A 21,414-nucleotide genomic window follows, 5' to 3' on the forward strand; every position below is an offset into this window, starting at 1 on the left:
CTTATCGAAAGGCTTTTATTTTTTATATGCGACTGCCTACCACGATGTGATCAAATGGTAATATCGAAAACTATCTTAGGAATACTCTCCATAGCCATAATAATAACGGCGGCTATCGTCGCCTGGCAAATCTACCCTACACTAACCGGCGACCAAGACACCAACCCTTCCAGCACACCAACCCCTACCGCAACCCCTTCGCCCTCACCTTTACCTACTGCCGCACCAACGAGTTCGCCAACAAAGACCACCACCAAAACATCAACGTCAACTTCATCCCAATCAGGCACGTCTAATCCAACTCCCACTCCAACGCCTACACCGATCCCAGTCGAATGGAACCTCAACTTTACCGGCGGAAAATCGATTAACATGACGAACTTGGTTTTTGAGGCTCAAGCAACAACTAAAGCATTAACCTATAACCAAACCAGCAGCAACACAACATGGACAGGGATACCCCTTCACGAGCTAGTTGACTACTATGCAAACACTGGCAGCATAAACTATGGTGTTCTATCAGTCGGATATAACGTCACAGTCATAGGCTCAGACAATTACTCGATCGAATTCAACGGCAGCCGGGTTAAAGGAAACAACGACATAATCGTAGCTAACTCAGCCAACGGCACAAAACTCGGTGAGGTCTATTACCCCTTGACTTTGACAGGTGCCAACTTGACTAAAAAAGAAGGCGTTAAAGCGATCGCTCAAATTCAAATTGAAACCCTTCTGCCCGACAACGTGACCCTAACACTAAAAGCCGCTAACGGAACAACAATAGTGCTACATAAAAACGACATAAACGCCTTGCCAACAGTCAACGGAATGGCTGGAAGAAGCACCCATGGCACAATACAGGCAATCGGTAACTACACTGGCTTTTCAATACAATACCTCGCCAATTTAGTTGGTGGAATGCCCGCCAATAGTTTCATTCGCCTTACAGCACCTGACACATACACAAAAGATTACTCATATGAGAATATGATGAACGGCACTGGCTATGCCACCTATGATCCAACAACGAACCTCGAGCGAAACGCAACGCAACCAATAACCGGCATCTTAGCATTTGCTGTCGATGGTCAATTGCTGCCTTCGTCTGACGGAACATTCAGGTCGGCTTTTGTGGGTCCCGAAGGCTTACTAACGATCAGCAGTATCTGGGTTAAATCGATTGTTCAAGTGAGCGTTATTCAAGTAGTTGCCTAAACTTTAGGCCACCCTTCTTTTTTTTAGACTGATTAATTTAAGTAGAAAGCGCTGGGTGAAAAGAAAGGTTCGTGGTAACGTTGGGTTTTTGGTTTCTACTTTTATTTTTGGGTCCGAAAGGTCGATATGATTAAATAGTAAGTTCGCTTGTTGGTTTTAACAAGGTTAACCAGATGACGTCTCAACCCAAAAAAAGAAAAACCAACCCCAAACTCATAGCCGCCATCGCAATTGCAATCATCATCGTATCATCAGCCTCGGCAGCAGCTATCTACATCTTCAACCAGCCCCCACAAATAAAGCCAACAACAACCGAACTCTCCGACCTCACCATTACGTTAGTCGGCGCTGACGGACAACAAAAAACCCTAAACAAAAATGACCTTCTAGCACTCCAAAGCGTTACGGGAGACGGAGGAATCCTTTCACATGCGACCCAAGTCAGCGGAGTCGGCGCGTACACAGGGGTCCCAGTGAAGACCCTTCTCAATTTAGTCGGTGGAGTCAACATTGACCAAACTGTTACTGTGAAAGCCACCGACGGTTATACCATGACCTACACTTACAATCAAGTTGCTTCAGGCGAAGAATTCGCCACCTACAACGCCTCCACCCTATCTCAAACCGCTCCAACCCAGCCAGTACAGCTTGTTTTAACGTATTACCGTGACGGAACTGTTCTACCGGACGACGAGGGACCACTTAGGATGGGCGTTTTGGGGCGTGAAGGATTAATCACTCAGGGCAACCTTTGGGTAAAATGGGTTATTCAACTAACCGTTAATCCATCCGCTCCAGTAACATCATCACCTACGCAGACATCCACGGCCACCACTGCCGCCACTCACAAGCCAGTCGCCTCAACTGCGCCTACAACCGCACCAACAGCCACTCCGACACCAACCCCAACCGCAGTGCCCATAACGGGAACTCAACTAACTGTTGTAGCAGCCAATGGCACACAAATCACTCTGGATTCTAACCAGTTAATGGCGTTAACATCGGTTTCTGGGACAGGGGGAACTAAATCAGGCATTGGATTAGGCAACTATGGAATTTACACTGGAGTGCCCTTGCTAACTATATGTAGTTTGGTCGGCGGATTTAGCAGCACTAACATAATTAGGTTCACAGCTTCCGACAACTATGTCACAACCTACACCTACCAGCAAGCACACGGGCAAGACATCCCAATGTATGATCAAAACCAAAACTCAGCTACGCCCACCCATGGACTAACAGTGATAATAGCTCACCATCTTAACGGTACAGCTTTACCACATGAAACATCCAGCGACCCCGGACCCCTAAGAATAATGGCTATCGGCTCAGACGGCTACTATATGCAAGGCAATCTGAGCCCGCGTATGGTGGTAAAGATCGAAATCCTCTAAGCGTCTTTCTCAAAAAGGAATCTCAACTAGAAGTCTTCTGTTTTCACCCAGATTTTCCCATCTACAACCTTGTGGGGGTAAGTAACCAGCACATAGGAGGGGTTCTCTTCGTATTCGCCGCTTTCAAGATCAAAGCGCCAGTCATGGCAGGGACAAACCACAAAGTTGCCGTCCAAGCTACCTCCGGCGAAGCTGCAGCCCATATGGGGGCATCGGTCGTCGATGACGTAGAGTTTGCCGTTTAGCTTTATGAAAAGCACCGGTGTGCCTTCGAGGCGAGCCATCTTCATGGCGCCTTCTTTGAGTTCGGATTCAGCTATTCCTTCCACGTAACCTTCATCGTCATACATACGGTTCCCTTGAGTAATTTCTCGGGTGCATGATATTTAAAATTTATTTGGCAAATCTCTTCCCCTGGGGAAGCGTTGACTCCTCTGTAGTTTCTGCAAAAAACCACGATAGGCGCCAAATATGCATCTGAGGGATTGTTAGCGCCGGCAATAACATGGCAACCCAAACAGCCCCACCGCCACATCAACAAACCGATCGTTGCAGGCAACACAAAGGCTATTAGCCCTAAATCGCCACTTAAGCGGGAGGAAACCCCATGGATAAACCCGAACTCGGCATCGGCAACACGCGTCCCCTTGTGCTTGTTATACTCGACGGTTGGGGGCTACAGGAAAAAACAGTCGGCAACGCCATCGCAGCCGCTAACCTGCCGAATTTCCAGAGAATCTGGCGGCGATACCCCCACACGACGCTGAATGCTTCAGGCGATGCGGTAGGGCTGCCCGAGGGCGTGATGGGAAACTCGGAGGTCGGGCACCTTAACTTGGGCGCGGGCAGGTTAATCCTGCAGGATCTGGTGCGGATAAATAAAGCCATCCAAACCAGCGAATTCATGCATAACCCCACCCTGCTAAGCCACCTAAAAGCTGCCAGAGACGCGGGGCGCAGTATCCACTTCATGGGGTTGCTATCCGACGGCGGCGTCCACAGCGACATAAGCCACCTGTTTGCTCTTCTTAGGCTCGCTAAAACTTTGGGTTGCGAGAAGGTTTGGGTTCACTGTTTCCTCGACGGAAGAGATACCCCGCCTAAAATCGCGGAGAAGTACCTTGATGAACTCCAAAAAATGATGGATGCCCTGTCAGTGGGGAAAATCGCTACGGTGATCGGTCGGTATTATGCGATGGATAGGGATAACCGCTGGGATCGAACCGCAAAAGCCTACTATGCCATCACGCAGGCGGAGGGGCTAAAAGCATCGTCTGCAGAGGCGGCGCTGTCTGGGGCGTATCTGCGGGGGGAAGGCGACGAATTCGTGCAGCCCACCGTAATCGAGGGGTATGGCGGCTTTGGCGAGGGTGACCGTGTGGTTTTCTATAACTTCCGCTCGGACAGGCCCCGGCAGCTGGTGCGCAGCCTCTACCAACCCGGCTTTGACTTCTTTGACCGAAAAGTCTTCTTCCATCCCGACGTTGTATGCATGACGCAGTACGATAAAGAATTCCATTTGCCCACCGTGTTTCCGCCCCTGCAAATCAAAAATGGGTTAGGCGAGTATCTTAGCAGCCGGGGACTACGTCAATTCCGCATCGCCGAGACCGAAAAGTATGCGCATGTCACCTTCTTCTTCAACGGCGGAGTCGAGAAACCCTACCCCGGCGAGGACCGCGTGCTCGTCAAGTCGCCTAAGGTGGCAACATATAACCTAAAGCCGCAGATGAGCGCAGAAGAGGTCACCGCGATTCTAGTCGAGAAAATAACGGCTCAGCTCTATGATTTTGTTTTGGTAAACTATGCTAACCCCGACATGGTTTCCCACACCGCAGACTGGAAAGCCACCATTGCGGCGCTGGAAACTATTGATGAATGCTTAGGCAAAGTCCTTGCTGCCACCGCGCGGGCGGGGGGACTCTGCATCGTCACCTCTGACCATGGACACGCTGAGCAACTCATCGACCCTGACACAGGCGGCCCCTGGACAGCGCATACCTGCAACCCCGTGCCCTTCATCGTCGTGACTGATGCCCCGCTTAAGCTGCGACAGGGTCAACTGGGTGATGTGGCGCCGACTGTGCTGGAGCTTATGGGTATAGCGCAGCCCAGCGAGATGACGGGGCGTTCCCTAATAGAGAAAACAGTATAACCCTTACTGTTTAAGCCCCAAAACCTTCCTGATTTCGTTCTGCGTCTGCTGCGGGGTCCCCGCTGTATTGACAAGGTATACGCTGCTTTGGTTGAAGAAGCGGCGGAAAAAGTCGGTGCGCAACTGCATCTTGCGTTCGTCTTGGACGAGTTGGTGGGGGTTGCAGAAGTTGTTTGCCAGCAGATACTCCAGCGCCTCCTCAGTGTCCATTGCAGTGACGATTTTAGGGTCGGATGGGTCGCGTTTTAGCATTATGATTTTGTGGATGGTCGCCATCGGGATGACACCGCCACCGCCCACAATCCAGCGGATATTCACTATGGCTCTGCCGCGGTTATCAAACTTGGTTTTATCCACCAGCCGCTCATACTCATTCCAGATTTTCCCTATATCAGCTTGGATGTAGGTGTTCTTCTCGGAGCCAAACGCCAGCGGCTCGCGGGTGCTGAGGCGCACAAAGTACCAGTCGTCGCTGATTAGCCGCGCAGTTGGAATACGCAGCAGCCCCCATGAATGCGTGGTTTTGCCCGTGCCCGAAGGAGCAATAATCGAGATGCCCAGGCAGCTTACGTCTATGGCGGCGCCATGCACCGAGTAGATGTGATGCTCATCCTCCAAGATGTCGCCTGCAACCGCCAACGCGATGCTCTTGACCCAACCATAATACTCTACGTTTATGAGAAAAGCGGTTTTAGTGTAGGGGTCATACTTGACGCTCATCGGCTGATCTGGCTCGGCGAGGACGATGAGGCGCCCATGGCTGCGGCTATTCTCATTTGCCGAGTAAAAGTTGTCTTCCCACTGGTCCTTGATTTCGACGGAGTCAGTTAAAACCTTGATGCAGCAACCGTAGATGTCAGCTTTGCTGGAGTAAAGCATCCGCGGCTCGTAAGTTTGGTAGAGGGCATCTTTCTCTTTTGAATCAATCAACTGCACAGTATAACCCATCAGGTAGCCTCCAAAACCATTAATAGTTAACCGTCGACGAGGGGATAAGGGTTTCGCGCCGAGCCAGCGCCTCAGCCCCGCAGCGTCTCAATGAATCCCCGTATCACATCATTCATCGATTGAATCAACGGATACCGAATAGTCCGCGGCGTAAGCTTCTCAAGGCGATTCACCCGGAAGTAAATGGGTGGATGCGGATCCAGCCCTATCCATTCCTGGATACGGTAGGAGGGCACACGCTCGTAGAGCAGCCGCTGAAAACCGATTTTCTCCAGCGACCCCGCCAGAACCTGCGGATTCCCCACCACCATCGCGGAAACAAGGTCAGCTCTGGCTTCGAAGAATTTAGCGATGAAGAAAATCAGCACCATAACCGCCCAGAAGTAGGCGAAGAAGAGGAACGAGGAGAAAATCAGCGGAAACAACGGAAACAGAACGTAGAATCGGAAGAGAAACTCCGCTGATACCAACCCGTAGAGTATGAGGGGGTCTCTGCCGCGGAGGTGCCCAAACTCATGCCCTAAAACTCCCAGCAACTCATTTTCGTCTAGCTGCACAAGGATGCCTGTGGTGATTAGGACTAAGCCGCGTTTGGGGCTGGGACCGGAGGCGGCGGCGTTAGGAACCATGGTGTTTGAAACCACTATTTGAGGCATCGGGAAATGGAAGCGGTCAGCAATGTTCTTCACAAGGCCGTAAACATTGACTTTTTTGGCCTTTAGGTTCTGCAGTTCACATGGTACACCGTGTTTGAGAAAGATTTTCTGGGCCGCATCCGTGTCAACCTCGCCATTTTTAGCGATGATTTCCTCGTAAATTTCCTTTTTGATAGCTATGAGAGTTTCCCGGGGGTAAGTTTTGTAGAAGTCGCTTTTTTCGCTCACGGGCAAATAGTACTCCAGCAGATGAATGATGGGGTTAGCTGCGGTGATGTGCCAGTCGGCGCTGCGGGCGATGAAGCGGTTAGCGTAGAAAACAAAGCCAAATTGGATGCCTATCAAAATCACCGGGGCAACCCAGAAGGCATCTGGAAGCGCCGTCGCGATGGTGACGAATATGAGCATGCCAAAAACGATGAAGACAACAAAGAAGAGAACCTGAGTTTCCAAGAAAAGCCGATTGAAGGATTTCTCGGGTTTAGTGTATGCTTCAGGCACGATTTCCTCGCCTTCTCGCCAAGCAAAAAAGACGGTGGCGTTGCGTACGTTCTGAGAGAAAATCTGCATGGCGATAAGCACGTCCTGTTTGGCTTCATCTACGGTTGTTTGGGAGGCAACCGATGTGAGGGGCTCGATTTTTAGTTCAAAGGGCGTGCCGCTTTTCACTGCTACCTCTGCAAGGCGGTTCCCGTGGGGGTCAGTTACTATGTAGGATAGCTTTTCTCCCTGTGCGTTTGACACGCGGGTTATGTCGCAGAATCTTTGTTTCTGGGCAAGCAAATATTCGGCGTATATGAAGTCGAATAGTTTCTCATAGTAGCTGGGAGGAACCTCAGGATTAATTCTGTACGAAAAAGGAGCAGATATCATTTGATACTGACAAAACCTACATTAATCAACGTTTTTCCATTTAATATCTATATTGCCGACCAAAAACTGCCCTGCAGAGCAACATACAAGAGACGCTTTTCCGGGCAGTTTAGAGGGAGGAGCGTTTATTAATATCGAAATAATCATTGTTGCATTGCCGTTAGAGGAAATCAGTTCTTGTCAGATCAAATCGCTCTCGGGACGGTTTGATGGAGAAGCTTTAGCGGCGACTATACGGTCTTGAGCCGTTGTTTGGAAGGTATGTAGGTGGCAACATCTAAAAAAACAATCCTGGTTGTTGACGACGACAAATCGATACTTCGAACTTTCACTCGTATTCTACAGAAAAGCGGCTATGAAATCGTCACGGCGGAGACAGGAAAAGAAGCCATAGAGAAAGCTGAGAATCGCCACTACGACTTAGCCCTAGTAGACATACGGTTACCTGACATGGATGGCACGGATTTGTTGGCGAAACTCAAAAAGCAGCTCCAGCAAACCGTAAAAATCATGATTACGGGTTTTCCGTCGCTGGAAACGGGCGTTAAAGCCCTCGACGAAGGCGCAGACGCATATCTGGTGAAGCCCGTTAAGCCCCAAGAGCTTTTGGTGCTTCTTGAAGAGAAACTCAAGAACCGCGAGGAAGCAACCGAAGTCAGCCACTAAGATGGCGTTTTTGACTTAGCCCTAGCAAACCATAAGGGTACTGATCAACCTCTTTTTGGCATCCATAAACGCAACTCGACACAAAAGAGTTTGCATTAGAAGATGTTTTGGATTGGGTTCGCTACCTGATATTAGTGTCAGGTGCCGTTTGGCAAATATGTGCTGTGCGGGGATGCCCAAGGATGCATATCTGGGAGCCTAAGCCCCATCGTGCATAGTTGGAGACGGAGCCTCGCGCATCAGCGGTTTATCTGCCAAACGACGCTTTTTCCGGCATGGTACAGTTTAGTTAACAGAAAATAAGGGTATGTGATTGTTGGTTATCAGTCACAGAGGGCCGATGCAAAGGCTTGCCGCGCCAACAAAAAATGATGTCTGTGGTTGAAGCAGCACTATCACACAGGTTAATACGCGTTTTCTCCGCTTCTTTGATGGTGAAAAATTGTGCAGACCACAAGTTTTAGCGACAAACAAGGAATGGAGATCTGCGAGAACGTTGGACGCATGCTCGTCGACGAACTCGATAATGAGGAAGTCTGGAACAAGGTTGAGCAGATGCTTGAGGGTTACCTCAAAAGCAACAACCTAAACGAAGACGCTAAGGAATTAACTGATCGGCTGGAATGGTCAGTTAAGGTTAGGCTAAAAAAATAGCTGTTCCGATTTTGGAGGCGACAAGCGTGACAGAGCAGGAACGCGGGCAAATCACAGTGGAGCAAAAGAAGAAAAACCGTGAAATATTTGAAGAGCAAGGCAAACGTGTGGAGGTTCCCCCTGACGTAAGCGAGCAGAAAAAGAAGGCGCTGAGGCAAACGGGGGAAGATGCGACTCAGGGTTGGTGAGCCGTTTCTGGGTAAAAAAGACACATTTTGCTTGTTTTCACTGTTTAAATTCAATAATTTTCCCTACGATTTAGCTGTAGGCAAATGTTTTATTAACTAGTTCTATAGAGATTTGGTGACGCAGAGTGAGCGAACAGTGGAAGAGGACATAATAGAAATCGGGAACATAACTCACTACTTCTCAAAAATAAACGTGGCAGTCGTCGCCTTGATGCTTCCGCTCTCCATTGGCGACCGAATCCAAATCAAGGGACCCCAAACAGATTTTGAACAACTCGTCGAATCTATCCAGATAGAAAACAGGATAATCCGACGCGCCGAAGGCGGCCAGAATGTCGGCTTAAAAGTTAGTCAGCCTGTCCGCGGAAAGGACGTTGTGTACAAAAAGTTTTAGGGAATAATTTCGCAGCCGTTAAATTTCAAGTAATCGAAATCCTTCAACTCAATTTTGCCTTCAGCTATCAGCCTGCGCATCCTCGGCACTTCTCCTTTTACAGCGGCGATGAGTTCCTCGACGGTGTGGCAGACTTTCAGGTAGTTCTCATCAGTCCACCGCTTGGTGATGTTAGTGTATAGGCAGCGTCCTCCACAGACCCCAAGGATTTTGCAGTCGCTACAGGGTTTTTGCTCCACAAACAGCTTAGGCAGCCGCAGCGGATCAGAGTTTTTTAGGTGCCCCAGGTAGTACTCTTTCATGCCCCACATGGTTGGGCAGGGAATTATGTATCCGTCGGTTTGGATGGAATAGTTAATCCAGCCGCTGCCGCATCTCATCAAGCATTCCTTCTCATCGTAGAGCAGCGAGTTAGCGATGCCCAGAAGCGGATAAAGCCTGAGCACAACACCTTTCTGCTCCATATAATCCACCCAAAACCGAGTTAACGCATGCACCCCGGGGATGTAGCTGCTTTGGCTCCACTGCTCAAAGTTCCGCCGGGGATAATCATTTCCCCAAAAGCCAGCGTTGAGTTGCCAATGAATCGAAGTGAAGCTGAAGTCCTCGTTGTCCAGCAGCCATCTAACCTGCTTTTCGATGTCGGTCTGCTCCATAACCGTCATTCGAGCAATCAATTCGCCGCTAAACCCGTTGCGCCGAACCAGCTTAAGGTTATCAACTACACGACGGAAGGTTCCTGAACCGCGGTAATGGTTCGTTAGGGTTTCTTGGCCGTCGATTGAAACCAGCAGTGTATGGAGGCGGTTGATGTATTTGGGTTCGAGTTTATCGAGCAGCAACCCGTTGGTCTGCATCATATACAGCTTAGGCGAGATTGCATCCATGATTTGGCGCAGTTTATCCATCTGCATCAGGGGCTCCCCGCCATAGAAAGTTAAAACGCAGTCGGGGTCCTTCTCCACAAACGCCTTCAGGTCCGCTATGTCGTAGGTGACTTTGCGGGGGAGGTTGTAGTCGATTTGTATGTCGTCTCCGAATTCCTCGTCGAAGTCATCGAGGCTTTCGCCGAAGCAGTAGCGGCATTGCAGGTTACAGTCACTGGTGAGGAGCAGATGAAAGAACATAGCTACTCATAGAATACGGGGTGCTTAATAGTATTTTTCCGCCAACTTTCGCGCTTCCTCGTACTCAGCGGAATCATCATCTTGTTTTTCTGGCTCTTGGCTCTGATCTTCTTGGTTTCCATCGGCTGGTTTCTTGGTTTCTTTTGTCACCATTTTTTGAGCTTTTTCAATGTAGCTTTTGAGTTCCCGGTCCTTCATGGTTTTCTCAGGCAAAGTTTCAGGTGCATACATCAAGGGAATAACTGCCAAGAACAAGAAGAAACTGGCAATAGAGAACGCGGTAGAAAGGGGAATGCTGTCTGCGTATGGCGTTACTATTATGGTTAAAAAAGTTGATAACAGAAAAGGCATGCCGCCGACAGTATAGAATTTCTCTTTCTCATATCTCTCACCTAGATCGCCCCAAATTACGGTAAAGAAGACTGAAAATAGTAAGCCCCAGGTGATGCCGTCAAGTATCAAAAATAGGTAGGCAACTGTCTGAGAGCCGGAAAAAGCGCTAAGTACAGCATATTCAATGCCAAGCATCACAAAACCTACAATTACAATTCGTTTTCTCCCAATAATGTCTGACAAAGCACCCCCTATAATCGCGAAGATTCCTGCGAGAGCATACTCAAACACTTGCATAGAACTGTACATTGTTGGGAAAGCCGCTTCCACTAATGGGCTCTCAGCAAAATTTATGATAGAGAACATGATCCATGGGAACAAATACAATAAGATTTGTCGATTTCGAAGGATTGAGATATAACTTGGCGCCTTGGTTGTTTTCTGTATTTCTGGTTTGTAATGTCTATTCATGATTGGAGATATCAATGCGCCAAGAAATCGCCAAGCAGTAAGAACAGCGAGGAAGACAAATGTCTCCACCTGTAAGCTGATTAAAGACGCGAGAATACACAATACCGCGAATCCAGTTAAACCCCAAATTATTCCACCTAATAGTCCACGCGTCTCTATCGTTGTCACATCAGCAAAATAGCTGAGACAGGAGGGTAAGCCTATGCCTATTGAGGCACCGAAAAAGAAGGCGATGCCGGAGCTAGCTAATAGGTTGGTGCTGGAAATGAAATTTAACAAGAAAGTTGCTAATACACCCATAAATAGCCATACATATAGTGCCTTGTTCCTCATCCGAGGAAATAGTTTGGATCCGATTATCGCTGTGATCGCTATACCGATATAGTACATTAAAAGCAGCGTAACTTTTTCGCTGTTAGTACTTACGATATCTGTGAAAACAAAATAAGTTAGCAGGTACCAAACAAATGTATTCAGCACTATGAAGGTTGCTGGCGCTGTCCTTTTGTAAGCTACTTTATCCTTTAGCGCTTTCAAGATAGCCATAGTGAACAGTTTGTTAAATGGGGGTTTTGGGATAAAACTCTTGCTTATTTGTGCTAAGTATTATGTCTCACAACATACTTTTAGCTGTAGATGTGTTCTACAAACAAAAAACTTATATGTATATATGTTCTACAAATATACCATAAAAGGAAAGGAGCAAGAGATAAGATGGCAAAAAGAGCTGCAAAGGTAAAGAAAGTCCCCGTTCGTATTGCCCCATAAGGGTCAAAGATCTTCAAGCATAAACTTCAAGAGATTTTGAAGCTTGCTTTTGGGCTTTGTCTCTAGGAGCTTGCTTGACAGATATAAACCTTCATCTACAAACTGTTGCATCACCGTCTTAAGTTTTTTAACGGGCGGTGAATCAACAGCTATTTCAACCAATTCTGCAACGTCACTCTTTGTAAGTTCAGGTTTACTAATAATTGGCATAATTGAAGCTTTGATTTCTTGATTCCCCATGGCTAATATGAGGGGGATGGGTAAATCTTGAACCTGGATTCTCTGATGCAACTCTTCTGCATCAAAGATGTCAACGATGTCATCTCGTAGAGTTAACAGGATACCAAGTAGCCTACCGATTCGGGCTAACGCCGCATTTTCAGCGTCTTTTGCTCCGGCGAACAACGCGCCAAAGTACATGTCTGCTTCAAGGCTTGCCGCCTTCAGTTCAGTAATATGCAGGTATTCGCTGGCTGTTATGTTTTTGCTGTCTTTGAGCGCTAATTCGAGGGCATGGGCATTTCCCACTTCATACAGGAGCTCTTGGAGCTTTCGGGGAGCATCTTTCTGTTTTTCTAAAGGCAGCTTGATGATGGATTCAGCGAAGAGTTTGAAGCCCTCAATCAAAAATGCGTTACCTAAAAGAAGCGCCATTTCAGCGCCGAATTTGCCGTAAACCGTTGGGACATTATGTTTTTCCGTGGACCTATCAATGATATCGTCATGAATGTCGAATGCTGCTGTAAACATCAGAATCGCCGCCTGTGCCTGCAAGCCCTCAGCGGGGTCTGCTCCTGCTGCCTCGTAAGCCATAGAAAACAGGCCCGGATGCGTAAACTCGCCCCAGTTGGCAACATAGTGTTCCAGTGCACAGTTAAGATCAGGCTGCTCGATTTTCTCGTCAAGAAGAATCTGCTTGGCGTATTCCAGGCTTTTTTGGCTTCGCTTCCTAAGGTCCTTGACCACTAGGTTGCCGACTTTTTGTTTGGTCATACCTACCATTATTTAGCTGTTTACTTAAAAAATTAGCCATCCCCAAACAGAGCACTGATGCGTAGGAAGCAAAACTCTTAATAGCCTAGGCTTTAATCAGTGGGTTTCATGAGCCAAACCAAGCAAATGGAGCAGAAGTGGCAGCGGCGATGGGAAGAAGCCCGCATATTCGAAGCTGACCCTGACCCCAAACGCGAAAAAAAGATGGTTACCTTCCCGTTTCCCTACATGAACGGTCCCTTGCATGTGGGGCACACCTTCACCGCCAGCCGAGTGGACGCCTATGCACGCTTTAAACGTATGCAGGGCTACAATGTTCTGTGGCCTTGGAGTTGGCATTGGACTGGGCAGCCGCTTCTTGGCGCTTCCCAGCGTGTGGCACGGGGCGATGAAGCATACATCAAGGTGCTGCGTGAAGTCGACGGAGTACCTGATGAAGTGCTTAAAAAGTTTGTTGACCCCTTCTTTATGGCTCAGTACTACACTGACGAGGGACGCTTAGCTGTTAAGGGCGTGGGTTTCTCGGTTGATTGGAGAAGAGAATTCACCACTGTCATGCCGACTTTCCAGAAATTTGTGGAATGGCAATACAAGAATCTTAGAGAAAAAGGCTACGTCACACGAGGGACACACCCGGTTGTTTGGTGCCCCAAAGACCAATCCCCAACCGGCGACCATGACCGCCAAATCGGCGAAGGCGTCACCCCCGAAGAGTACACCCTGATCAAGTATCGCCTCGACGAGGGCACGTTTTTGCCCGCAGCTACTTTCCGTCCTGAAACCGTCTATGGCATCACAAACATGTGGATTAACCCCGATGCCACATACGTGGAAGCCGAAGTTGACGGTGAATGCTGGATAATCAGCCGGGAAGCCGCCGAGAAACTTGGCGAGCAAGAACGCAAAGTCACTGTTAAACGCAGCTTTCCAGGCAAAGAACTCATCGGCAAAACCTTCACTAACCCCGTAACAAACCTCAAATTCCCCATCTTGCCCGGCTGGTTTGTGGACCCTAAAACCGCCACCGGCGTAGTCTACAGTGTCCCGGCGCATGCACCATACGATTATCTTGCCCTGCGTGACCTGCAGAAAAAACCCCAGGTTCTCGCGCAGTTCGGTGTGGATGCAGAGGTGGTTTTGGCGATTAAGCCGATTTCAATAATCAAGCTGGAGGGCTTTGGCGACTTCCCAGCAGTAGAGGTCGTTGAGAAGATGGGTATAGTTGACCAAAACGACGCCAAAGCTGACCAAGCCACCAAGGAACTCTACAAGAAGGAATTCCACGGCGGCATCCTCAAAGCGAACTGCGGAGTCTACGCGGGTAAATCAATCCGTGAAGCCAAAGACGTTCTCATCGCTGACTTCAAAAAGCTAGGCGCAGCCGGCAGCATGTATGATCTCTCTGAACCGGTGGTTTGCCGCTGCATGACTCAGTGCATCGTGAAAATCCTCTCGGACCAGTGGTTTTTGGATTACTCTGACCCCAAATGGAAAGCCCTTGCCCACCAAGTCATCGATCAACTAGCGGTTTACCCTGACTCCGCCAAACCATGGTTCCACACAGTTATCGATTGGCTCCGTGAATGGGCATGTGCACGCACCACAGGTTTTGGCACGCCGCTGCCCTGGGGTAAAGGCTGGATAATCGAGACGCTTAGCGACAGCACCGTGTACATGGCATTCTACACTGTTAACAAACATATTAAACAGAACAACATCAAACCTGAATCGCTTACGCCTGAAGTGTTCGATTATGTCTTCTTCGGCAGGGGCGACTCTGAGGGGTTGGGAACCACCACGGGCATAAGCCGTGACCTGCTCGACGCCATGCGCAGCGAGTTCCTCTACTGGTACCCCTTTGACCTTCGCAACTCCGCAAAGGAACTGGTGCCTAATCATCTTAGCTTTTGCATCTTCCACCATGCCGCGTTGTTTCCACGTGAACTCTGGCCAAAAGGAATCGGCGTCAACGGCATGCTTATGGTTGAAGGCACAGGCATGCACAAGAGCAAAGGCAACTTCATCACCATGAAGGGCGCCGTGGAGAAGTACGGTGCAGACGCCACCCGCTGCGCGCTGCTTTTGGGCGCGGAGGGCATGGATGACCCTGATTGGCGAGCTGAAAACGTCACTGACCTTAAAGCCAAATTTGAGGCTCTGATGGGTTTCGCCGGCGCCATAATTGCATCCGCCAAAGCCCCCGACGACACCGCCCTGGAACGCTGGCTGTCCAGCCGCATGCAGAGACGAATCCGCGAAGTCACCGTAAGCCTTGATGAACTTAAAACCCGCACGGCGCTGCAGACCGCACTGTTTGAAACCTGGAATGATTTGCGCTGGTACATTCAGCGGAAAGGCAACACCAACGCCAAAGCTTTGGGCGAGGCAGTGAAGGTGTGGCTGCGTTTGCTGGCTCCGTTTGCGCCGTTTATCGGTGAAGAACTGTGGAGCCAGACTGGCGAGGAGGGCTTTATCAGCCTTGCAAAGTGGCCTGAGCTTGATGCTGCGAAGGTGGATGCGTCGGCTGAGGAGCAGGAGAACTTTGTCACTGATGTGATGGATGACACCAACAACATCTTAAGAGCCATGAAGATTGCGCCATCCAAAATCTGCTACTATGCACCCGCAGCATGGAAGTGGCAGGTGTACCTTAAGGTGCTGGTGAAAACCCAGATTGGCGAAGCCAAAATCAATGAGCTTATGAAGGAATTCGCCGCTGATGCAGCCTTAAAACCCCACATGAAAGACATTGCTCCGATGGTGCCCCGAATCATCAAAGCATTCACTAAACTTTCAGGTGAACGCAGAGCCAACATGGCAAAAATCGGGGAAACAGACCAGACCACGATTCTGCAGGAATCCGCGGCGTTTCTACATGACCGCTTCAACTGTGAAATCTGCGTCTACCGCGAAGACGACGAAGCACGCTTTGACCCTAAACGCCGCTCCGCGACGGCTATGCCCTATCAACCCGCAATCTACGTTGAATGAGCCTGCGGTCTGTTGCTCTGCACCCCCTCTATTTATAGGGTTATAGCCTAGGCGTCTGCTGCTCCAGCACTCTCTCCCTCCCCTTAGTTAAAGCAGGTCTGTTTTTGGTTTTTGTTTACTTGTTGTTGTGGGGGACCCCTCTTTATTCACCAACAACCTAAGGATTGCCAGAAACAACCCAAATTGGAAAAGGGCTTTTTGGCATATTGCAGATTGGTTGTGGAGCAAACCACAAGCAGAACACTGGTCCACTATTGCTTCTTTGAATTTTTGGGGCCATTTTTACTGTAGTCTAAGGGGCCTTGCTCTTCTTCGTCTTCCGCCTGAGATTTTGGCTTCTGAGCAGCTGAGTTAGCTGCTTGTCAGCCTCTTGTGTGTGGGCTATTGGGTTTAATTTGGGCATCTTTGGGAATTTATTGGGATTGGATTTTGAAATATTCTTATTACCCGTCTTAGGCACCCCAATGATTCAAGGATGTTTAACCCATGATACCTAAACCCAAAAAAGTCTTAGCGCCAACGATGCTCTTAGCTATATTAGCAGTTGCATTCGTTTCTTTGGCAAGCGTCCAAGCAGCAACAGTGACCTTCACCGCCGCAGCCACCGACAACAGCAACGTCATAACGTTAAGCGGCAGCGGATTTGATGCCTCCGAAAACGTGAAGCTAGCAATGCTAAACCAAACCGGCAGCTCAGTGATTTACAACTTCACCGAAGCAATAGCAACCGATAGCAACGGCGCCTTCTCAGTAAACGTTACTTTGCCGCCGGGAATCTACGGAATATACAACATCACCGCCAAGACCTCCACCGTCTCAGCATCAACCCAATACACAATCAACGACACAGCTAAAGTAGCTGCCTCGCCCAACAACAGCAACATCATCCACGTAGTCGGCAGCGGATTCAACGCGGCAGAAAACGTGACTCTCCAGCTTAACGTAACAGGCACCGCCACCAACGCCTACAACTTCACCGACACCATAACAACCGATGCCAAGGGCAACTTTAACGCAACCGTAATCGTGCCGACAAGCCTACATGGAAACTACACCTTAATCGCATCCACCACCACCGCCTCAGCCAACACAACCATCACCGTTCCCGACCTCACCGGACCAACAGGCTCAACTGGCCAAACAGGCGCCAACGGAGCAACCGGTGCCAACGGCGCTGCAGGAGCCGACGCAGACCAAACAACCCTCTATCTTGCTTTTGTGCTAAGTGTAGCTGCTATTGCAGTTGCAGCAGTAACTGTGATAAAGAAACGCTAAACTGCAAAAAGCAGTTCCCTCCCTTTTTGTTTTGCAATTCACTTTATCGGTTTTATGATAACCGTGCAGAGGGTATCCTCGTTTAGGTGCTCGGCTGATGCTCGCCTTATATCCTCGCAGCTAACTTCCCTGATTTTAGTCACGTAGTCCTTGAGTGCTGAGTCGTTGCCAAACTGCATTTCCATATACGTGATGATTTCGGTGGTGTCATGGGGATCATCCATACCCCGCAATACACCGCCCAGCATAATCGCTTTTGCCCGCTCCAACTCCACCTCGGAAACCTTACGTTTACCCAAATCTGACAGCTCAGCAAAAATCAGCCTTCGGGTCTTCTCTACTTTCCGGTTCCCAACCGCACAATTCACGCTAAGATACCCAAAATCCGTGCCCTTACAGTGACCCGAGCTGACATCGTAGGTGACCGCATGCTTCTCCCGCAGCTCGATGAAGAGCCGCGAGGTGGTGCCGCCGCCTAAAAGGGTGCCGATTAAATCCAGCACTGGAGCGTCGGGGTGGGTGGCGTAGACGGTGCGGGCGCCAACGGCGAGGTAGGTTTGGGTTATGCCTGCTTTTTCCTCTACAATTACCGATTTGGGTTTGCCTGATTCTTGGGGCCACTGCTGCCGGGGTTGGTTGGCTGGGCACTCTTTGTTTTTGAAGGCTTCCAAAACCCGCATTTCATCGCCTTCCCCCACTTTACCAGTAAGGACTAAAACCATATTCTGCGGCACATAATGGCATCTGTGCTCATTAAGCAGTTGGCTTAACGTGAGTTTTTTAATGGTTTTTGGGTAGCCGCCGACTGGTCGCTGAATAGGATGGCGCCTATAGAGGTTCTCTAACAGCAGCTCCTCCAGCTTCACAGTGGGATCATCGGAGACCTCGGCAAGCTCGTTTAGAATGATTTTGCGTTCCAACTCAAATTTTGCTTCATCGAACTCATCGCCAAAGAAGAGATCGCAGAGTATCTCCGAGGCATCAGTCAGCTTGCTTGGCAAAACGTCCGCTGCACCCAAAACGTGTTCGCGGTCAGTGTAGAAATCCAGTACGCCGCCTGCTTCTTCGATGCTGCGTGACCGCTTTATTTTCTTATCTGAGCCGCCTGCCAGCATATGCTCGATGAAGTGGGCGACGCCTGCGGCGGTTTTGGGTTCTTGGTTGCTGCCGTATTTGACGGCGAGTGACAGCTGGGTGGTGTTGGCGTTTCGCCGGGGATAAACGATTGCGGTTAAGCCGTTGGGGAGGGTTTGTCTGCGCCATACTAGGTTAGCTGACATAGCACATGTCAATCACTTGCGTCTAAAAAAGTTTACACTACATTCATCTGTGGTTTGGCTTGGACGGATTTGTTGCTACGGGTAAAACCCTTTAATATGCAACCAGTGTAAATCCTGATGATCTGCCATGACACGTGTAAAATGCAAGAAATGCAGCGCCGTATTCGAGGCAGGTGCCTCAGCGGTTTTGGCGCCACATGTTGGTCCACTGCACTACATTAAATGCCCCGCATGCAGCAAGAGAAGCTGGCTAAACATGTACAGTTCAGTGAAGGACCCTTTGACTTGGCCACCTGAAGAAGCCAAAGCTCAGCAGCCACCGCGCCAGTTATCCGATGAGGAACTCGAGCAAAAACGCATCGAAGAATCAAAATACGAAAAAACAGCATAGCGGTGAATGATTATGACGCAGGCAGCTCCCGATTATGTAACCATAGCCATCGTCGTGGCAGTTGTGGCGGCGGCGATTTTCCTCCGCTTATACATGATGCGAAACCCCGGCATGATGCGGGCTAAGTGCCCTAAATGCGGCGCAGTCTTTGATGCCTCCCGCAGCTTCTCAGGAATCCACATTGGACCATTAAAGCAGCTTCGGTGCCCAGCCTGCGGCAAAACCAGCTTCATGAACTCCTACTCCAAAGCCCCCCTCAATTATCCGCCCCAAGAACAAAAACCCCTCGAAGCCTCAGCCATGTCAGAGGAGGAACTGCAAAGAAAAAGGATAGAGCAGTCCAAATACGAAAAAGCCTAAAGAACAGTCTTAACCTGCTCGGGGTCAAACTGGACAAGCTTCGCTTTTAACTCAACGATTTTAGCTTGGATTTCCGGTCGCCCACAGACCTCTGCGAAAACAAGCATATTCACGAACAGCGAAAAATCCGTGGGCTCCGCGCCTTCGGGAATTTCATTGTAGGCGGATAACTGCGCTACCATACGGTTCTGGATGCCCTGGTAGATGTCGAAGGCTTCTTTAAGGTTGGCGTTTTTGGGTTTAAAGTTAAAGAATTGCTCGGGAGCATAGTATGCGGCGGTGGCGCGGTAATACTTTTTTTCGAGGTTCCCGACTTTTTGGGTTTGGGTATGTTCGATGAGGTTAGCTTTTTCGAGTTTTTGCATGCGTCGCCAGGTGGTTAGGGTGGGCTGTTTGAGTTGGGCGGCGAGGTCGGTGGCGGCATGTGGGGCTGCGACGAGTTCACGGAGGATGGCTTGGTTGAGGGGGTCGGTGACGAGATTTGCGCTTTTGGAGTCAACCATCTTTAGCAGTTTCATACAGTGAAAGCGGTTTCATCTAACTTAAATACTTATTCTTGTAATCAATAACCAGCCCCCCAAGCGGAGGAAATAAACCATGATAGACACAATCCACCTAACCCGAACATTCGGCAACCTAACCGCCGTAGACGACGTCAGCTTCCACGTGGAAAAAGGCGAAGTCTTCGGCTTTCTAGGCCCCAACGGCGCAGGCAAAACCACCACCGTACGCATGCTCTGCTGCCTCATCGGCAAAACCAGCGGCGACGCCACCATCGGAGGCTACAGCATCGGCAACCCCGACGACTGCCTAAAAATCCGCAAAATCATAGGCTTCCTACCCGAAAACGTCGGCTTATACGAAAGCTTAAGCGCCTACCGCAACCTTGACTTCTACGGACAACTCTACGAGGTCCCTGAACCTGCCCGTAAAGAAAACATCGAGCGCCTGCTTAAGGCTCTGGGAATCTGGGAGCGCAGAGACGACGCAGTGGCAGGGTTCAGCAAGGGCATGAAGCAGAAAATCGCCATCGCCCGCGCCCTAATCCATGATCCGCAAGTGGTGTTCCTCGATGAACCCACCGCGAACCTTGACCCTGAAGCATCCAAAACCGTCCGAGAATTCGTGCTGCAGCTCAAAGAAGAAAAACGCACCATATTCCTCAACACCCACAACCTCGACGAGGCAGAACGCCTCTGCGACCGCATCGCCATCCTTAAAGGCAAACTCGTCGCCGTCGATTCACCTAAAAACCTTGAGCGCAGCCTCTACAGCCGAAAAACCATCGTGCACCTCACCAGCCTCTCTGATGCAGTGGTTTCAGCGGTGAAGGAGCTTGGTGCTGTTAAGGCGGTTCGTCAGGGCGATAACAAGTTGATACTGGATATGGATAACCCCGAGCAGGATAACCCTGAAGTCGTTAGGGCTATTGTGTCTGCTGGCGGCAGCGTGCAGTATGTGACGGAGCTTCGGTCCACGCTTGAGGATGTGTATCTGAAGTTGATTCGGGAGGTTCCAGCGCAATGAGATTCAGCAAAGCATGGATAGTAACCAAAAAAGACCTAAGCGTCATTCGGCGAAATAAGTACGTCTTCTACTCGTTGATAGCGATGCCCATAATTTTGGGTGTTGTGTTGCCGCTGATGCTAACGCAGGGAGTTAGCGCAGGCGTAAACCAGTTGACCTCTGAAGAGCTAACGCAGACCGTGTACCAAATTGGCAGCCTCTCAGCGATGTACTTCGTGCTCATACCCGCCGTGTTACCCTCCATCATCGCATCCTACAGCATCGTAGGCGAAAAAATCGAGAAAAGCCTCGAGCCGCTGCTGGCAACACCGACCACCGACGGGGAACTGCTGCTGGGCAAATGCCTTGCCTCGTTTGTTCCCTGCATGGCAGTCACCTACATAGCTATGGCGGTCTTTGTACCCATCGTTGACCTCTGGTCCTACAGCATGATAGGCGTCTACCTCTTCCCCAACGTATACTGGGCAATCCTGATGTTTGCCATCACACCACTGGGCTGCATCATGAGTGTCTTAGCCAACGTCATCGTCTCCAGCAGAGTCAGCGACATACGAGCAGCCCAGCAAATCGGCGGCTTAGTCGTGCTTCCACTGATATTCGTCGTCATCTTCGGCGCCATATTCTCCGAGGTGACATTGCTGGCGGTAATCGTTGCGGGCGCATTGGCAGCGGCGGATGTGGGCTTGTTCTACCTCAGCAAAGCCGTCTTCCAACGCGAAGAAATCCTGACTAAATGGAAGTAGCTAGCCTATTAA

Annotated in this window: 21 protein-coding genes; 13 read left to right on the top strand and 8 right to left on the bottom strand. The window is 49.6% G+C overall.

The window, feature by feature from the left end:
• The first annotated feature begins 54 nt into the window (after positions 1-54).
• Both NWE93_05610 and NWE93_05615 read left to right on the top strand, forming a co-directional pair.
• Complete coding sequence (locus tag NWE93_05610; GenBank protein MCW3999695.1) at positions 55-1,215, top strand: hypothetical protein; 1,161 nt, start codon at positions 55-57, stop codon at positions 1,213-1,215.
• 173 nt (positions 1,216-1,388) lie between these two features.
• Positions 1,389-2,609, top strand: a complete 1,221-nt coding sequence (locus NWE93_05615; protein MCW3999696.1) for a molybdopterin-dependent oxidoreductase — start codon at positions 1,389-1,391, stop codon at positions 2,607-2,609.
• A gap of 26 nt (positions 2,610-2,635) precedes the next feature.
• On the opposite strand, the gene NWE93_05620 is transcribed toward NWE93_05615, so the two are convergent.
• Positions 2,636-2,959: a Rieske (2Fe-2S) protein gene (locus tag NWE93_05620; GenBank protein MCW3999697.1), complete on the bottom strand. Its 324-nt coding sequence runs from the start codon at positions 2,957-2,959 to the stop codon at positions 2,636-2,638.
• A 257-nt stretch (positions 2,960-3,216) separates the two neighbouring features.
• Here NWE93_05620 and gpmI point away from each other — a divergent pair, with 257 nt between their 5' ends.
• Positions 3,217-4,764, top strand: coding sequence for a 2,3-bisphosphoglycerate-independent phosphoglycerate mutase (gpmI, locus tag NWE93_05625; GenBank protein MCW3999698.1), 1,548 nt, complete (start codon positions 3,217-3,219; stop codon positions 4,762-4,764).
• A gap of 3 nt (positions 4,765-4,767) precedes the next feature.
• Here the strand turns inward: gpmI and NWE93_05630 are convergent, their stop codons facing one another.
• Together NWE93_05630 and NWE93_05635 are read right to left on the bottom strand one after the other, a co-directional pair.
• Positions 4,768-5,712 carry a hypothetical protein gene (locus NWE93_05630; GenBank protein MCW3999699.1) on the bottom strand — a complete coding sequence of 315 codons (945 nt, stop codon included), beginning with the start codon at positions 5,710-5,712 and terminating at the stop codon, positions 4,768-4,770.
• A gap of 71 nt (positions 5,713-5,783) precedes the next feature.
• Positions 5,784-7,241, bottom strand: coding sequence for a M56 family metallopeptidase (locus tag NWE93_05635; GenBank protein ID MCW3999700.1), 1,458 nt, complete (start codon positions 7,239-7,241; stop codon positions 5,784-5,786).
• Between the two features lie 267 nt (positions 7,242-7,508).
• Between NWE93_05635 and NWE93_05640 the strand changes: the two genes are divergently transcribed.
• The 4 genes from NWE93_05640 to NWE93_05655 all read left to right on the top strand — a co-directional run bounded on the left by NWE93_05640 (position 7,509) and on the right by NWE93_05655 (position 9,143).
• Positions 7,509-7,907, top strand: a complete 399-nt coding sequence (locus NWE93_05640) for a response regulator (protein MCW3999701.1) — start codon at positions 7,509-7,511, stop codon at positions 7,905-7,907.
• A gap of 444 nt (positions 7,908-8,351) precedes the next feature.
• Entirely contained in the window at positions 8,352-8,561 is a 210-nt protein-coding gene (locus NWE93_05645; GenBank protein ID MCW3999702.1) for a hypothetical protein, read from the top strand.
• 26 nt (positions 8,562-8,587) lie between these two features.
• On the top strand, positions 8,588-8,749 hold the full coding sequence (locus NWE93_05650; protein ID MCW3999703.1) for a hypothetical protein: 162 nt from the start codon (positions 8,588-8,590) through the stop codon (positions 8,747-8,749).
• A gap of 115 nt (positions 8,750-8,864) precedes the next feature.
• A complete protein-coding gene (locus tag NWE93_05655; protein MCW3999704.1) occupies positions 8,865-9,143 on the top strand; it encodes a translation elongation factor-like protein in 279 nt (92 codons plus the stop codon).
• Here NWE93_05655 and NWE93_05660 read toward each other — a convergent pair.
• The 3 genes from NWE93_05660 to NWE93_05670 all read right to left on the bottom strand — a co-directional run bounded on the left by NWE93_05660 (position 9,140) and on the right by NWE93_05670 (position 12,835).
• The gene (locus NWE93_05660; GenBank protein ID MCW3999705.1) at positions 9,140-10,270 is read right to left on the bottom strand and encodes a TIGR04084 family radical SAM/SPASM domain-containing protein; all 1,131 of its coding nucleotides are present in this window, start codon (positions 10,268-10,270) and stop codon (positions 9,140-9,142) included. The two genes, NWE93_05655 and NWE93_05660, sit on opposite strands and share 4 nt — an antisense overlap.
• Positions 10,271-10,294: 24 nt before the next feature.
• Positions 10,295-11,620 (bottom strand): hypothetical protein, encoded by a 1,326-nt coding sequence (locus tag NWE93_05665; protein ID MCW3999706.1) that lies wholly within the window; start codon positions 11,618-11,620, stop codon positions 10,295-10,297.
• A 225-nt stretch (positions 11,621-11,845) separates the two neighbouring features.
• Positions 11,846-12,835: a polyprenyl synthetase family protein gene (locus NWE93_05670; protein ID MCW3999707.1), complete on the bottom strand. Its 990-nt coding sequence runs from the start codon at positions 12,833-12,835 to the stop codon at positions 11,846-11,848.
• Positions 12,836-12,943: 108 nt separating this feature from the next.
• On the opposite strand from NWE93_05670, the gene leuS reads away from it, so the two are divergent.
• Positions 12,944-15,826, top strand: a complete 2,883-nt coding sequence (leuS, locus tag NWE93_05675; protein ID MCW3999708.1) for a leucine--tRNA ligase — start codon at positions 12,944-12,946, stop codon at positions 15,824-15,826.
• A gap of 486 nt (positions 15,827-16,312) precedes the next feature.
• Positions 16,313-17,101, top strand: a complete 789-nt coding sequence (locus NWE93_05680) for a hypothetical protein (protein ID MCW3999709.1) — start codon at positions 16,313-16,315, stop codon at positions 17,099-17,101.
• A 38-nt stretch (positions 17,102-17,139) separates the two neighbouring features.
• Here NWE93_05680 and NWE93_05685 read toward each other — a convergent pair whose 3' ends face one another.
• The gene (locus NWE93_05685; protein ID MCW3999710.1) at positions 17,140-18,381 is read right to left on the bottom strand and encodes an insulinase family protein; all 1,242 of its coding nucleotides are present in this window, start codon (positions 18,379-18,381) and stop codon (positions 17,140-17,142) included.
• Between the two features lie 127 nt (positions 18,382-18,508).
• Here NWE93_05685 and NWE93_05690 point away from each other — a divergent pair, with 127 nt between their 5' ends.
• Positions 18,509-18,772 (top strand): hypothetical protein, encoded by a 264-nt coding sequence (locus NWE93_05690; protein MCW3999711.1) that lies wholly within the window; start codon positions 18,509-18,511, stop codon positions 18,770-18,772.
• Positions 18,773-18,784: 12 nt separating this feature from the next.
• Entirely contained in the window at positions 18,785-19,132 is a 348-nt protein-coding gene (locus tag NWE93_05695) for a hypothetical protein (GenBank protein ID MCW3999712.1), read from the top strand.
• On the opposite strand, the gene NWE93_05700 is transcribed toward NWE93_05695, so the two are convergent.
• On the bottom strand, positions 19,129-19,650 hold the full coding sequence (locus tag NWE93_05700; GenBank protein MCW3999713.1) for a helix-turn-helix domain-containing protein: 522 nt from the start codon (positions 19,648-19,650) through the stop codon (positions 19,129-19,131). The genes NWE93_05695 and NWE93_05700 overlap by 4 nt on opposite strands.
• A gap of 79 nt (positions 19,651-19,729) precedes the next feature.
• On the opposite strand from NWE93_05700, the gene NWE93_05705 reads away from it, so the two are divergent.
• Positions 19,730-20,659 carry an ABC transporter ATP-binding protein gene (locus NWE93_05705; protein MCW3999714.1) on the top strand — a complete coding sequence of 310 codons (930 nt, stop codon included), beginning with the start codon at positions 19,730-19,732 and terminating at the stop codon, positions 20,657-20,659.
• Positions 20,656-21,402 (top strand): ABC transporter permease, encoded by a 747-nt coding sequence (locus tag NWE93_05710; protein MCW3999715.1) that lies wholly within the window; start codon positions 20,656-20,658, stop codon positions 21,400-21,402. The genes NWE93_05705 and NWE93_05710 overlap by 4 nt, the downstream gene beginning before the upstream one ends.
• Positions 21,403-21,414 lie beyond the last annotated feature (12 nt).

It is taken from the genome of Candidatus Bathyarchaeota archaeon, assembly GCA_026014735.1.
Taxonomy (GTDB): Archaea; Thermoproteota; Bathyarchaeia; order Bathyarchaeales; family Bathycorpusculaceae; genus Bathycorpusculum.